Source organism: Streptococcus sp. 1343 (assembly GCF_013277355.1).
In the GTDB taxonomy this organism is placed as follows: Bacteria; Bacillota; Bacilli; order Lactobacillales; family Streptococcaceae; genus Streptococcus; species Streptococcus pseudopneumoniae.
Genome location: NZ_VMMT01000077.1, coordinates 1 through 13783 on the forward strand (window position 1 = coordinate 1; position 13783 = coordinate 13783).

General features: G+C 41.4%; 10 protein-coding genes, 11 tRNA genes and 2 pseudogenes. 1 reads left to right on the top strand and 22 read right to left on the bottom strand.

Features of this window, described 5'->3' with window-relative positions; translation table 11 throughout:
- The 3 genes and pseudogenes from HT709_RS11990 to tgt all read right to left on the bottom strand — a co-directional run.
- A pseudogene (locus HT709_RS11990) lies at nucleotides 1-157 on the bottom strand (ISNCY family transposase); the annotation flags it as partial.
- A gap of 256 nt (nucleotides 158-413) precedes the next feature.
- On the bottom strand, nucleotides 414-2231 hold the full coding sequence (locus tag HT709_RS10520; RefSeq protein WP_001220862.1) for an acyltransferase family protein: 1818 nt from the start codon (nucleotides 2229-2231) through the stop codon (nucleotides 414-416).
- Nucleotides 2232-2331: 100 nt separating this feature from the next.
- Entirely contained in the window at nucleotides 2332-3474 is a 1143-nt protein-coding gene (gene tgt, locus HT709_RS10525; RefSeq protein WP_001285257.1) for a tRNA guanosine(34) transglycosylase Tgt, read from the bottom strand.
- 116 nt (nucleotides 3475-3590) lie between these two features.
- Between tgt and HT709_RS10530 the strand changes: the two genes are divergently transcribed.
- On the top strand, nucleotides 3591-4469 hold the full coding sequence (locus HT709_RS10530; RefSeq protein WP_001108855.1) for a DUF975 family protein: 879 nt from the start codon (nucleotides 3591-3593) through the stop codon (nucleotides 4467-4469).
- 117 nt (nucleotides 4470-4586) lie between these two features.
- Here HT709_RS10530 and pcp read toward each other — a convergent pair.
- The 19 genes and pseudogenes from pcp to HT709_RS10625 form a co-directional block, all read right to left on the bottom strand.
- Nucleotides 4587-5231: pseudogene (pcp, locus tag HT709_RS10535) on the bottom strand (pyroglutamyl-peptidase I).
- 111 nt (nucleotides 5232-5342) lie between these two features.
- On the bottom strand, nucleotides 5343-5705 hold the full coding sequence (locus HT709_RS10540) for a DUF1304 domain-containing protein (RefSeq protein WP_000022854.1): 363 nt from the start codon (nucleotides 5703-5705) through the stop codon (nucleotides 5343-5345).
- 10 nt (nucleotides 5706-5715) lie between these two features.
- On the bottom strand, nucleotides 5716-6141 hold the full coding sequence (locus tag HT709_RS10545; RefSeq protein WP_172925754.1) for a MarR family winged helix-turn-helix transcriptional regulator: 426 nt from the start codon (nucleotides 6139-6141) through the stop codon (nucleotides 5716-5718).
- A 321-nt stretch (nucleotides 6142-6462) separates the two neighbouring features.
- A complete protein-coding gene (locus HT709_RS10550; RefSeq protein WP_172925755.1) occupies nucleotides 6463-7665 on the bottom strand; it encodes a LysM domain-containing protein in 1203 nt (400 codons plus the stop codon).
- Between the two features lie 159 nt (nucleotides 7666-7824).
- Entirely contained in the window at nucleotides 7825-8451 is a 627-nt protein-coding gene (locus HT709_RS10555; RefSeq protein ID WP_138706286.1) for an HAD family hydrolase, read from the bottom strand.
- 3 nt (nucleotides 8452-8454) lie between these two features.
- On the bottom strand, nucleotides 8455-9735 hold the full coding sequence (locus tag HT709_RS10560; RefSeq protein WP_119947241.1) for an MATE family efflux transporter: 1281 nt from the start codon (nucleotides 9733-9735) through the stop codon (nucleotides 8455-8457).
- A gap of 60 nt (nucleotides 9736-9795) precedes the next feature.
- Nucleotides 9796-11280, bottom strand: coding sequence for a threonine synthase (gene thrC / locus HT709_RS10565; protein WP_050261063.1), 1485 nt, complete (start codon nucleotides 11278-11280; stop codon nucleotides 9796-9798).
- A 76-nt stretch (nucleotides 11281-11356) separates the two neighbouring features.
- Nucleotides 11357-12634: a glutamyl-tRNA synthetase gene (locus HT709_RS10570; protein ID WP_050223658.1), complete on the bottom strand. Its 1278-nt coding sequence runs from the start codon at nucleotides 12632-12634 to the stop codon at nucleotides 11357-11359.
- 106 nt (nucleotides 12635-12740) lie between these two features.
- Nucleotides 12741-12824, bottom strand: a tRNA-Leu gene (locus tag HT709_RS10575).
- 9 nt (nucleotides 12825-12833) lie between these two features.
- Nucleotides 12834-12905, bottom strand: a tRNA-Gln gene (locus HT709_RS10580).
- Between the two features lie 13 nt (nucleotides 12906-12918).
- Nucleotides 12919-12991 (bottom strand) — tRNA-His (locus HT709_RS10585).
- Between the two features lie 14 nt (nucleotides 12992-13005).
- A tRNA-Trp gene (locus HT709_RS10590) sits at nucleotides 13006-13076 on the bottom strand.
- Between the two features lie 4 nt (nucleotides 13077-13080).
- Nucleotides 13081-13161: transfer RNA gene (locus HT709_RS10595), tRNA-Tyr, on the bottom strand.
- 12 nt (nucleotides 13162-13173) lie between these two features.
- Nucleotides 13174-13246 (bottom strand) — tRNA-Phe (locus HT709_RS10600).
- 3 nt (nucleotides 13247-13249) lie between these two features.
- Nucleotides 13250-13323, bottom strand: a tRNA-Met gene (locus tag HT709_RS10605).
- Between the two features lie 10 nt (nucleotides 13324-13333).
- Nucleotides 13334-13423 (bottom strand) — tRNA-Ser (locus HT709_RS10610).
- 82 nt (nucleotides 13424-13505) lie between these two features.
- Nucleotides 13506-13579 (bottom strand) — tRNA-Ile (locus tag HT709_RS10615).
- 33 nt (nucleotides 13580-13612) lie between these two features.
- Nucleotides 13613-13683: transfer RNA gene (locus HT709_RS10620), tRNA-Gly, on the bottom strand.
- 5 nt (nucleotides 13684-13688) lie between these two features.
- Nucleotides 13689-13761, bottom strand: a tRNA-Val gene (locus tag HT709_RS10625).
- Nucleotides 13762-13783: the final 22 nt, after the last annotated feature.

The following is a 13783-nucleotide window of genomic DNA, read 5'->3' on the forward strand; positions in this document are numbered from 1 at the left end:
TTTCCGTGTCTGAAGGCTTTTTTCCTTTCTGTTGATAGGCTAGTAGCAGACGATTGATTTGTCTTTCAGAAAGATTCAGTTCGACACAGGGTCGTTTCTTTGTTTTCTTTCCTTGGTCTATAGCTTTTATCACCAGATATTTTTTCGTTTCATTCATATTCAGTTGGATACTTTTCATACGACTATTCTACCAAATGGGACATTTTCACGTTCGATTTACTAAATGAAAGTTCTATAATGAAGTTAGCCACCCAGCCCTCCTAAAAATTAGATGGTTCAACTAGCTGAAAGTGTAGGCATAAGAAAACACCTCTGTGTTATACTTGTTGTTCAACCACAAACACAAGAAAGGCACAGAGATGCGATATTTTAAAAGAGTTGGATTTCTCCAACTCTTCTCTTTTTAATACACGTTATTTTGATTTGACTGGCTTGTCTTGAGCTGTCTTCAAGGCTGTGGCAATCGTATCTGCATACAATTTTGCTCCTGCTTCAATAGTGCTAGTGTCACTTCCGAAATGGACTTGGTCTGTTCCTGCCCAAATTTCTGGATGCTCTTTCGCAACTTGATTCCAATCTGCTATCGTGATGTAAGGTGTCTTCTCTGCCAATTCTCTCATGTAGGCAGCAGCCTTCTCAACGATGGCATAGGTCTCTTTTGTCTTATCTCCCTCATAAGGAGTCACCAAAACCATATGGTGGCCCTTAGGAAGATTTTTCACGATACTGTCCCAGTCTTCCTTGTAATTTTCAGGATTATTTACCCCAGTCGCAATGACCACCATCTTAGGTAAAAATTTATTTTGGCTATTGTTTATCATGATTTCATTGGCAGTCTTGGTTGTTCTGCTGACCTGCGCGTTAATTTGTGCTCCAGGAAGAGCTGTCTGCAGGGCTGTATTTGCCCTTAAAGCCACCGAGTCACCAATTAACATAGTGCCATCAGCAATTCCTAAACTATCAGCTTCTGCTCGTTCTGCTATCACTTTTGTTTGGGCAATAGTACTAGCAGCTTGCTTCAAGCCATTGACAGTTAAGTCTGTCTCAAACGCTCCCACTTGTGGTGCCAACAAAGTCACTAAGAAGACAATGAAGGCCAAGATTCCCGTACTTGTTGCAAGAATTGTGTGAATATAAGGCAGGGGACGAAGAGTTTGTAAAATAGGTGTGTTCTTGCCTGCAATCCAAGGTTCCAATACATAAAATGAAAGACTGGCAAATCCATAAGAAAAAATCAAAGTTAATAACACAGCAAGAAGATTTGAGGTCAACTGTGAGAAAATGATGTAGAAAGGCCAATGGAAGAGATAAACTGCATAGCTAGTATCCGCTAAAAAGCTAATCATCTTTGTCTCTTGTATATGATGTGTCTTTTCATGTAAGACACGCGCCGCCAGAATCATAGCAAGAGCTGCAAGGCTAGCAAGTAAGAAGCCCATAAGATAGGCAAAAAGATAGGTAAATTTGACAAAGAAGGTCAAAATGAGTAAGAAGCCAAAACCTCCTCCAAAAACCAAAAGGGTCTTGCGTAAATCCCAGATTTTATCCAACTGCTTGACGAGGGAAGTCGTCTGACGAACGCCTACAATCGTTGCTAGGATACTTCCCAAAAAGAATGGATAGACATGAGTTAAACTGGAGAAGTAAACAGAGGAATAAGAGGTCACTAGAAAACTACCAATAAACATGGAGAAGAAGCTGATCAAGAAGGCAGCAGCTGATAAGAGAAAAACCATTCCCCTCAACTGACCATTTGATTTGGACTGTTTGGATAAGAACCAAACTGCCAATCCCCAAAGAATATAGTAGTGAACCTCAACGGCCAAGCTCCAATTATGAACAAACAAATGAGGAATGAACTGAGATTCATAACTCCCACCTGTTAGCAGTTCATAGAAGTTAGTCATAAAGCCTAAAACACCCGCAATCTGACCCCCAATTCCAGCCACATAATCTTGGCGAACTAGAAAGGTAAAGGGCATGGTTACCAAGACCATCAAAATCACAGGTGGCACAATCCGATAAAAGCGTCTCCTAAAAAATCCAATCAAGTCAATCTCATGATTTTTAGAAAACTCTTCGATGAGTAGAGCCGTAATCAGGAAACCTGAAAATGTGAAAAAGACATCTACCCCGAAAAATCCTCCAGGAAAGATGGTCTGAAAGAAATGATACAAGAGTACCAGTAGTAAACCTGTAATCCTAATCAAGGAAAACCATTTAATGCGCATACGAGTTTATTCTCCCTTTCATTATACACTTTATTCTATCAAAAAAAGAAGAAAAATCCTAAGAGAAAACTTAGGATTTTTAGCTTATATCTATTCCGTTTTAGAAATTGCGTCCTGACTTATTATAGCCATATTTTTCCACAAAATACTCACGGAATTCCAAGAGATTGTCATCCATGATGGCTTGTCGCACTTGCTTCATCAGGTTAAGCAAGAAGTAAAGATTATGGTAGCTAGTTAAGCGGATACCGAAGGTTTCATCAGCTTTGAGTAGGTGACGAAGGTAGGCGCGTGTGTAGTTCTTACATGTGTAGCAATCACACTCAGGATCCAGTGGCGTAAAGTCCTCAGCAAACTGGGCATTTTTGACAACCAAACGTCCCTGACTGGTCATACAAGTCCCGTTACGAGCGATACGAGTCGGCAAGACACAGTCAAACATATCCACCCCACGAATGACCCCATCAATCAAGCTATCTGGCGCTCCGACACCCATCAAATAGCGAGGTTTATTTTCAGGAAGCAGTTGGGTTGTGAAGTCCAAAACCGCATTCATCTCTTCGTGGGTTTCTCCTACTGCCAAGCCACCGATAGAGTAGCCTGGGAAATCCATGCTGACAAGGTCATGAGCCGATTGGCGACGCAGGTCTTCAAATCCTGCCCCCTGCACAATCCCAAATAACCCTTGGTCATGCGGACGACGGTGAGCCTTCAAACCACGCTCAGCCCAACGACTGGTACGCTCGATTGATTTCTTAACGTAATCGTAAGGTTGATAAAACTGAGGACATTCGTCAAAGGACATCATGATGTCTGAGCCTAGATTATTCTGAATAGAGATAGCTTTTTCTGGCGATAGGAACATCTTGGAACCATTGAGATGGTTTTTAAAGGTTACTCCTTCTTCTGTGATATTACGGCTATCTGCTAAGGAATAAACCTGAAAACCACCACTATCTGTCAAGATAGGCTGGTCCCAATTCATGAACTTGTGGAGACCACCTGCGCGAGCAATAAGTTCATCTCCAGGACGAAGCCAGAGATGATAGGTGTTTGACAGGATAATTCCCGAACCCATCTCCTTCAATTCTTCAGGCGACTGAGTTTTGACAGTGGCTTGAGTCCCAACTGGCATAAACATAGGTGTTGGGAAGGTGCTGTGGGGAGTGATGATTTCTCCCAGACGAGCTCCTGTATGTTTTTCTTTCTTAATCAAACGGTATTTGATTGGTGAATCTGACATTTTTTACCTCCGAAGCTGGGAAAGACAGTCCCAGTTCATACTTTGTACCCAAGGGCATACTGTATGATTTTATCAAAAAAAGCTGGAACTGTCACGAACTATGGTATAATAAGAGAATGAACTATCCAAAAATTGATTTAAAAACAATTCGTCAGGAGTCAAAACATTTTCAGGCTGACACCCCCCGTCTCTTTCTCCTCTATATCCTTCCCAGTATGCTGGTCATCTTATCTGGTTTTCTTAATCCCTTATCTCGGATCCACGTGACTGTTTTAGAACAGCCATTTTTCAGCATACTTGGTCAAATACTTCAAGCCTACCTCTTTCCTCTACTAGTCTCCTTTATCGGGACTATTCTTTTGACCAGTTCCGTCTATGCAACCCTGACACTCATGAAAGATTCTAAAACGGAGCCATCTGTAAAAAACAGCCTAGCTCTCTTTGATGAGGAGCGCTTTTCTCAAACCTTTTTGACCCTACTTCTCAAACGTTTCTATCTCTTTTTATGGAGTATCCCTAATTTACTTGGGATTTACTTCCTCTTTTATAGTAGCTTTTTAGCCCAAAAATTCGTCACCCTACATCCTGAGTTTCCAAATCTAGATCTCTCATCAGTTGAAACCGAGCGTTTCCTCATGGTCTTTGGACTCTACTTTCTTGCAAGTCTCATCTTGATCATTGTAGGAAATATCCTCTATATTCCACAGTATTATGCCTATTCACAGGTGGAATTTCTTCTCTGTTATAGTCTAGACCTAGGACAGGCCTCACCAAGACGAATCCTAAAAACTAGCCGTTCCTTTATGAAGGGCTACAAGTTCCAGCACTTTGTCCTAGATTTACAGCTTCTTCCTTGGTACTTCCTCAATTGGATTACCTTTGGCATTGCTAGTTTTTTACTCCTACCTTATATCCAATGTACTAAAATCAGCTTTTATAGAGCAGTACTTAGAGCAGCACTTAGTAAAAAATACCAACTAAACTACCCCTGGTAGGGCTAGTTTTTCACTCCTACCCTACATTCAAATTAATTAATAAAATGATTTTTTACCGAGCAGTATTGGCTCGAAAACGTCCAAAAGCTTGAAGGTTTTCCCTCAAGCTTTTTTCTATCAATGAGTTTCTCCGCCTACCAACTTGAGATCCTGATCTCCATGTTCTATAATGGCTCCGATTGCCGCTTCTATCCCTCGCCTAATATCCACTAAACTCATAGCTGGAGTTGTAGGTCGATTCACCACCTATTCCATCATATAAGGAATATGCATAAAACCTGCCTTAACATGTGGAAATTTCTTTTCTACCAAATAGAGGGCCTGATACATCAAATGGTTGCAGACAAAAGTCCCTGCCGTATTGGAAACAGAGGCCGGCAAGCCCTCTTTTTTTATAGCTTGAACAATCGCTTTAATCGGTAAACTACTAAAGTAGGCCGAAGCACCGTCTTGGCGAATGGAAAGGTCAATCGGTTGATTACCATCATTATCAGGAATGCGTGCATCGTCTTGATTTATAGCCACTCGTTCAGGCGTCAAGCTAGATCTTCCACCTGCTTGGCCAATACAAAAGACAAAGTCAGGTTGATAGCGGTTCATCTCTTCTTCCAATACTTGAGCCGATTTGTGAAAGACTGTTGGCACTTCTAACCAACGGACCTCAGCACCATGGATTTCAGCTGGTAAACCTTTAATGGCCTCCAAAGCTGGATTAACCTTTTCCCCTCCAAAGGGCTCAAAACCTGTCACTAATACTTTCATTTCTAACTCCTCAAAACAAATTCAATGAGACTTTTTCTTAAAAACAAGTATAACATATTTCCCTTATTCCGGAGTGAAAAGGACTAGCGAGACTAAGATTGACCTTTGAACTTATTTAAAGAGAAAAATACTAATCAAGGCTAAAATAGCTGGCTCACCTTGCTTCAAAATAATTTTCTTATCTGCTGTGAGAGAGCCATAAGCCGCAGCACCAATCACAAATAAAACAAAAATAGTCACAATTTCTAAATTCTGTGAGAAATAAATCCCATACAGGAGAAAGACTCCTAGCAGAGCATTATAAATCCCTTGATTTTTAAACAGTGAACTTACCGACGGACGAGCTAGTTCTTCCCTGTCCATGTTAAAGACACGACTAGTCGCTTCTGATTGCGTTGCAATACTTTCCAAATAAAAAATGTAAAAATGCTCCAAAGCAACGATTGTTGCTAAAATAATTGTAATAATTGACATCTATTTCTCCTTAAATTTCTATATTTTCAATGCTCAAAACCAATTTGTTTAATAAACGGCTGAATTCTGTTCTCTCAGACTCTGTTAAGATACTTTCCATCTCTTTCTTAACCTTGATATGCTGCAGAGGTGGATTCATCACTAACTGCTCCTTGGCATACTTCGTAGCCTCTACCAAGACTTCTCGCTGATTTTCAGGATTACGATGACGCTCCACCAAACCTTCCTTTTCTAAAATCTTAAAATGCCGTGTCAAAGCAGCCTGATCAATCTTCAAACTCTCCTGAACCGCTATTTGATTACAAGGGGAATGCTTCAACAAAAATAATAAAATCTGATACCGTGTCAAACTAATCCCAAGCCTTTTTTCAAACAATTGCGTACTCGCTTGCTCAGACAAGCGGAGTTGATACAGTAAATCTTGAATCTCTAGCATTTCTTTCTCCTTTAAATTAATCTATCAATAGTTGACTAATCAGGTATAATATAAAGTAAAATAGATTACAAGAATGTTGCTTGAGTCATTACTAGATGCTAACTTTCCATTTTCCATTCAAATTGATACTCAATGAAAATAAAAGAGCTAACTAGGAAGCTATCCGTAGGTTGCTCACAGCACAGCTTTGAGGTTGCAGATAAAACTGACGTGGTTTGCATTTATTTTTCGAAGAGTATGACAAAGAAAAAAACGAACGAGACTTACTTCCTATCATGAAAGCTAGATCTCATTCGTCAAAATGATATTACCAAGTCTGGTTTATCCGTTCATTGAAACGTGAACGTGGTCATAGTGATTTTCTGTCACGCTACCACGGTCTGGCATTGGGTTCCAAGTATTAGCTGGCCCATATTTGCTATCGAATGGAGCATAGAAACGTTGTTTCCAGATGATGTAACTAATTCCTCGGCTGGCCATATTTTGAATAGCGTATTCCGCAATCTTATCCCCTAGTTCTGATCCTTCTGGTACCATAAAGTCGATAGCCAAACCTTTTCCGTGATCTCCACTGTCTCCTGGACGGTAACCACTAAAGGATGTAATACCAAACAAGTTGGCAATTTCTTCTTTAAAGGCAGCTGTTTGTGGTTGAAGGCCTGCATTTTCAGATTTCGCTACTGCCAGTCCAGCATAATCGGGCGCAGCTGGAGCCGCGTAAGTTGTTGAAACTGTTTTCTTCTCTCCTGGTTGATAAGTAGAAACTGCTGTTGTAGATTCATTTGATGAGGCTTCTCTTGCTTCTTCTGAACTTATTGCAGTTGTTTCGGTTGCTTTTTCTTCTACTGGAGTTGTAGTTGGTGCCACTGTTGAAGCAGCTTGAGGGCTGGCTTGTGTTTCCTCTTTCTCAACTGGAGTCATTTCCTGAGGAGCTGCTTCTGCAACTGCACTACTTGTTTCGGCTGTTTGCTCCTCTGGGACAGAAGTTCCTGTAGATGGTGTCGCTTCTTCCGAAGCAGTCACTGTCTCTGTAACTTCTGAACTTGTTGCTACTTCTTTTGTACTTGTAGTTTCTACTGCTTTTGGAGCTTCTGCAATTGGTTGAGAAAGATCTGCAACCTGAACAGTTTGATCATCAACGGTCACTTGATTGGTTGTCAAATCTGCTGTCGCAGTTGTCACTTCTTCACTAGAATCTACTTGAGGAGTTTGGATTTCAACTTCCGTTACTTCTTCTGCTTCATTGACAGTCGTTGTCAAAACAGTTTCTGGGAAAATCAGGTCCATATTAGTGATTTTATTCAAATTCGCAAGAACTGTGACATCTACACCCAAGGCTTCTGCAATAGTGCTCAAGGTATCACCATACTGAACGGTATAACTTGTTTTGTTGTCCGTTTTAGTCAAATCGTTTTGGATTTGCTCAACACTACGTGCAGTCCAAAGAACTTCTTCTGCTTGGGTTGCCAATACTGGGGCAAATGCCAAGGCTACCGTTGAGGCTAATAATATTCTTTTCTTCATTCTTTCAAATTCCTTTCAAATGAATACCTGTCTATCATAACACAAAAAGAGCAGAAAAAAAGCCCTCTCGGGCCTATTTAACAGAACTGTCTGTTCCTTGTAACAAACTCGGTTACTTGAAACAGTTTGTTAGGTCTCTGTCACAAAACTGACACAATCTTATCGTTCCCAATCCCCAAAAATGTAAGGAATATCTGCTAACCCTTGAATCCTGTGATTTCCTTCATAAGTCGACTCTAAAAAGTTGATACTTTGAATCCCACTATTCTGGGCAAATTCCACATCCAGAGTCCGATCCCCTATATAATAAGTAGTATCATGATTCAACTGATACTTGTCTATCAGATAGTTAGCCGCTTCTGGACTAGGTTTACGCGCAAAGCCATTCTGACTGGTTAAAATCTCTGTAAAATAAGATTCCAAACCCAAGTCTCTGAGAATGGTAAAAGCATTGTCCCCCTTATGAGTGTAAACAAACTGCTGAATTCCTGATTCGTCTGCCCAAGCTAGCACATCACGCGCACCTGGCATCAAAACTACTTGAGTATTCTTCTCAGCCAAACTCTGGGCACGCACCTGATTTAGCACTTCCACATCCAGATTTCTATCTTCTGCCACCCGCACAAGCAAATCTTGCACCGAATACTTGAGGATAAACTCTCTCACCTGCTCCTTATCATAAGGAATAGCAAACTGAGCAAAAGTTTCCTCAATTCCTGACAAAATCGCTTCGTAAGAGTCCAATAAAGTCCCGTCTAAATCCCAAATAAAAGCTGTTTTTTGCATTTCCTATCCTTTCAAGCTCATATAGCGCTGGTAACGATAGCGTAGAAATAACCAGCGAAAACCATTATCCAAGAGAGTTCCTGCCCAAATACCAGACAAGCCCCAACCAAAAACAATCCCCATCAGATACCCTGTTCCAATGCGGATACACCACATTCCTATACTTGTCGCATAGAAGGGAAGCCGAGCATTGCCCAAACCCTGCCAGACTGCTGTATAGATGACTGTTCCTATCGTCATAGGGATTCCAAGTAGTGAAAAAAGTGTCACTAGAACACTAGCCTCCACCGCTAGAGAATTAGTTGTATAGAGATGAGTTAGTGGTATACCCAAAGCATAGATACTGAAGGTCAAGGGCAACATGAGGACCAGAGAGAGCCAAAAGGTTTGCTTGCTCAAACTAGCGACTCTTTTCCAATCATCTTCTCCAACCGCTCGAGCCACTTGCATGACTGTTGCTGTAGCCACACCAAAGGCAGGCATATAGTTAAACTGGGTCAAAACTTCCCCGACTGCATTTCCAGCCACTGCCTCTGTCCCGAAAGACACAACCAAGGCAATGATTACTACATCTCCAGCCCGCATCATAAGTCGCTCTCCAGCTGCTGGTATTGCCAAAGTCAGTAAGTCTTTATCCAGTCCAAAAGTTGGCCTCGCATAAGGAAGTTTTAATTGTAACCACAAAATCACAAGACCGACCAAACGAGACAGAATAGTCCCCCAAGCAACACCAGCTATTCCCATATCTAGAACAAAAATAGCTAGACTGGAAAAGAGAATATTCAAGGCATTGGATAAAAAACTAACATAGAGGGGCAGACGTGGATTATGCGTTGCACGAATCAAGGCTCCCAGACTAGTCATCAACCCCAAGAGCACAATCGACCCTCCTACCAAAGATAGGTAGAGTCCACCACTCTCAGCTACATCTCTCTCCGTCCCCAAAAGTCCTATCATCTCTTTCCCAGCGAAGATGGACAAAGCTCCTAAAAGGAAACTTAATAGTAAGGTAATCTTCAAGGCCTCAGTCACATGATAGGCTAGCTTAGACTGATCCTTCTGCCCCAAACTTTTTGAAATAACACTGGAAATAGCAGCTCCCAGAGCGATGAAAATCGCCTGATAAATCGTAATAATATTACCAGCTACTGATACACCCGAAATAGCTATCAAGCCCAAGTGGGCTACCAGATAACTGTCCACCATCCCCATGAGCATCTGCAAAAAGTTTTCGCCCATAGCTGGCAAGGCAATATTAAGAATGTCTTTATTTTTCTTAAACAATCCTTCCTCCTGATGAAAAGAAACTCAGTTGGTTTCCCAACCGAGTTTACTCCCTCTGTCTTAAAGTCCTAGATAAGCCTCAACCGCTGCTTGCATATCAGTAGCTGCCACTGTTGTCTTGTGACGAACAGGAGCTGTTTCAAGGCCATCAACTGCTGGTGGCACTGCAACGCCTGAGATTTCATGTAATTGAGCCAAGGCTTCAAAGTCAGTCAAGCCAACTTTCCCAGTTACAGCTTCTACTGCAACCACTGGGAACTTGTAGGGACTAGCTGTTGATGCAATCACTGTCTTAGTCGCATCGCCAGTAGCAGCTTGGTATTTCTTATAAACTGCTGAGGCAACCGCTGTATGTGGATCCTCGATATAAGAATCTGACTCATAAACACGCTTGATTTCTGCTGCCGTTTCTTCCTCAGTCGCATATTCAGCTGCAAAGAGGTCCAAAATCTCTGCATCAAAATTAGTCAACTCATATTGACCTTGGCTATTCAAAGCATTCATGAGTTCAGCTGTCTTAACCGCATCATTTCCCAAAAGATGGAAAATCAAGCGCTCCAAGTTTGAAGACACCAAAATATCCATAGATGGACTAGTTGTTACCTTAAACTCACGTTTCTTATCGTAAACACGTGTCTTGAAAAAGTCTGTCAAAACATTGTTGTCATTTGAAGCACAGATTAGTTTGCCAACTGGGAGGCCGATTTGTTTGGCATAAAAGGCAGCCAAGATATTTCCAAAGTTTCCTGTTGGTACCGTGAAGTTGACCTTATCACCAGCCTCAATCTCACCAGTCTTGACCAACTGAGCATAGGCATAAACATAATAAACAATCTGTGGTACCAGACGACCAATGTTCATAGAGTTAGCAGATGAAAATTGCAACTTGTTGGCCGCTAATTTTTCACGAAGAGCCACATCATTGAACATATGCTTCACATTTGTTTGAGCATCGTCAAAGTTACCATCAATAGCGATAACATGAGTATTGTCACCAGTCTGAGTGGTCATTTGCAACTCTTGAACCTTGCTGACACCATCCTTTGGATAAAAGACGATAATTTCAGTACCAGGCACATCCGCAAACCCCGCCATAGCAGCTTTCCCCGTGTCACCAGATGTCGCTGTTAAGATGACAATCTTGTTCACCAAACCATGCTTCTTAGCAGCTGTTGTCATAAAGTATGGCAAAATAGACAAGGCCATATCCTTAAAGGCAATCGTTGATCCATGGAACAGTTCCAAATTGTATTGACCGTCTAATTTCACCAAAGGCGCTATAGCTGGAGTATCAAATTTACTATCGTAGGCATTGTTGATACAGTAGTCCAACTCTTCAGCTGTAAAGTCATCTAAAAATGCTGACAAAACAATCTTAGCAACTTCCTGATAAGAAGCAGCTTTCAATTTGTCAAAGTCCAAATCTACCTTTGGATAAGTAACCGGTGTAAACAAACCGCCGTCCGTCGCCAAACCTTGCAAAATAGCTTGGCTAGCAGTTACTGTATTGTTGGCATCACGCGTTGATTGATAAACTAATGTCATTACTCTCTATCCTTTATCTATAGTCTCTTCCATTATATCATGATTTTTCAGAAAATTCTCCCTTTAGTAAGAGAAATTATAGGCTCAATTCTTCTTTCAAAGGCTGTAGGTAGGTCATTTCTTTCTTATTTCTCATCTTCAGTCCTTCCTCGGCTAGCAGGAGTAAGTCTTTGGAAAATCCAATAATCGCAGTTTCTTCCTGATCTGTAAGCTTTTTCTTAGAAAATTGTCGTCTTAAAAATTTATAATTTCGCCCAAATTCTTTAAAGAAAGGTGCTGTTTCTAAGTAAGCTTCTAACTTATCTAAATTAACTAATAATCCCAAGTGAAAGGCAGCAGAAGCGAAGGTTTTATCTAGAGGCTGAGTACACACACTACGAAACTCAACTGTTCCTCGAGTCGTTAAGTCTTGGTACTGGTAACTACGATGAGTTTCAAAATCCTTCTCTTGAGGGTAAATAAGAATCTCATCCCCATTAAGAGCATATGCTTGGATTTCAGATGTAGCCAAATAGTCCCTAGCCTGAATGGGATAAAAATAATAGGTTTGTCCATCACGTTCCGCAGTAAAAATCGCAGAATGATCGAGATAGTCAAAAAAATCATCTTCATCATCAAAAAGTCTAGTATTAACCCCAACATTCTCTGGATAGATGCCATGCATCGATTCTTCCCAGAAGATGTCCCTTGAAATTTTTGTATCCCAATCCGCACCTGTAAACTCAGAATTGGCAAATACATAAGCCTTAGCCGCTTCAATTTGAGTAAAAGCATTAATCACCCGCAAGTAGTTGGTTTTTGAAATATCCAGCTGAACCTGGCTCCCACAGATAAAAGTACCATATTCAGGGAAATGATGTAAATCTGATTTAATAATATTTCTACTCAAATTCAAATAATCCATCAACATCTGATAGCGTGGATAAGCCACTGGACAGTTCTCATTCTTATCCCAGTTAGGATGAATGCCACAGCCAACAATAGCATGATTTGATTCACTTAATTTTCTCTGAATTACATTCATATAATTATTAAAACGATTCTCTACCTCTTGAATCTCTTTAACCTTACCAAACGCAAATTCAATCGTAGTATAGGAAACTTCAAACAAAATAGCATCCTGACTTATCGGATCTACTAACTGGATCAGATTGCCAAAATCATCTACCTTTGCTACGGTGAGATCCAAAGTAGAAACTAAATAATGAAATAGATCCTTTATAACTTCAACATCTGTAGCATCCCCTTCTAAACTTGCAACAGGATACTCCAACTCAATTCCGACAAACAATTCAGGATTTTCTTTAATATTTTTCAAATACCGATGTTTTAATAAATCGATAGAACAAGACATACTCCCCTACACTTTCTTAATCTAAATAAAATTTGAATAACTACTATTATACCAAAAATAATACAAAAAAGGAACGAAGATTAACTACGTTCCTAACGCTATACTATACCGGCGGCCGGGGTCGAACCGGCACGTCCTTGCGGACACTGGATTTTGAGTCCAGCGCGTCTGCCAATTCCGCCACGCCGGCAAATAGTAACTGGGGTAGCTGGATTCGAACCAACGCATGAGGGAGTCAAAGTCCCTTGCCTTACCGCTTGGCTATACCCCAATAATATAAAATAGGCGAGTGATGGGGATCGAACCCACGCATGCCAGAGCCACAATCTGGTGTGTTAACCACTTCACCACACCCGCCATAATTCTATTAACACGGGCAGTAGGAATTGAACCCACACTGAAGGTTTTGGAGACCTTAGTTCTACCTTTAAACTATGCCCGTAAAATGGAAGGGGAGGGATTCGAACCCCCGAACCCGAAGGAGCGGATTTACAGTCCGCCGCGTTTAGCCTCTTCGCTACCCTTCCAAAATATATAAATGGCGCGAGACGGAATCGAACCGCCGACACATGGAGCTTCAATCCATTGCTCTACCAACTGAGCTACCGAGCCTTATTGCGGGAGCAGGATTTGAACCTACGACCTTCGGGTTATGAGCCCGACGAGCTACCGAGCTGCTCCATCCCGCGTTAATATAAAAGGAGGATGTGGGATTCGAACCCACGCACGCTTTTACACGCCTGACGGTTTTCAAGACCGTTCCCTTCAGCCGGACTTGGGTAATCCTCCAAAATAGTTTATACGGGAACAAACCCGTGTCCTCTTAGTGAAAAGATAATGTTTCAATTCTCTAGTAATGGACTAAACACTATGGGCACGAGTGGACTCGAACCACCGACCTCACGCTTATCAGGCGTGCGCTCTAACCACCTGAGCTACGCGCCCAAGTTAAAACTTGGTACAAAGAACAAAGTTCAAAGCGGGTGACGAGAATCGAACTCGCGACAACAGCTTGGAAGGCTGTAGTTTTACCACTAAACTACACCCGCTAAAATGGGAGTTAACGGGATCGAACCGCTGACCCTCTGCTTGTAAGGCAGATGCTCTCCCAGCTGAGCTAAACTCCCTAGAGCTAAGCGACTTCCATAT

Bases quoted from the DNA above. Each gene is read 5' to 3' on its own strand.
- HT709_RS10530 (WP_001108855.1), top strand. From the start codon at position 3,591: ATGAACTATCCAAAAATTGATTTAAAAACAATTCGTCAGGAGTCAAAA.
- tgt (WP_001285257.1), bottom strand. From the start codon at position 3,474: ATGTCAGATTCACCAATCAAATACCGTTTGATTAAGAAAGAAAAACAT.
- HT709_RS10550 (WP_172925755.1), bottom strand. From the start codon at position 7,665: ATGAAGAAAAGAATATTATTAGCCTCAACGGTAGCCTTGGCATTTGCC.
- HT709_RS10520 (WP_001220862.1), bottom strand. From the start codon at position 2,231: ATGCGCATTAAATGGTTTTCCTTGATTAGGATTACAGGTTTACTACTG.
- HT709_RS10545 (WP_172925754.1), bottom strand. From the start codon at position 6,141: ATGCTAGAGATTCAAGATTTACTGTATCAACTCCGCTTGTCTGAGCAA.
- thrC (WP_050261063.1), bottom strand. From the start codon at position 11,280: ATGACATTAGTTTATCAATCAACGCGTGATGCCAACAATACAGTAACT.
- HT709_RS10555 (WP_138706286.1), bottom strand. From the start codon at position 8,451: ATGCAAAAAACAGCTTTTATTTGGGATTTAGACGGGACTTTATTGGAC.
- HT709_RS10540 (WP_000022854.1), bottom strand. From the start codon at position 5,705: ATGTCAATTATTACAATTATTTTAGCAACAATCGTTGCTTTGGAGCAT.
- HT709_RS10570 (WP_050223658.1), bottom strand. From the start codon at position 12,634: ATGTCTTGTTCTATCGATTTATTAAAACATCGGTATTTGAAAAATATT.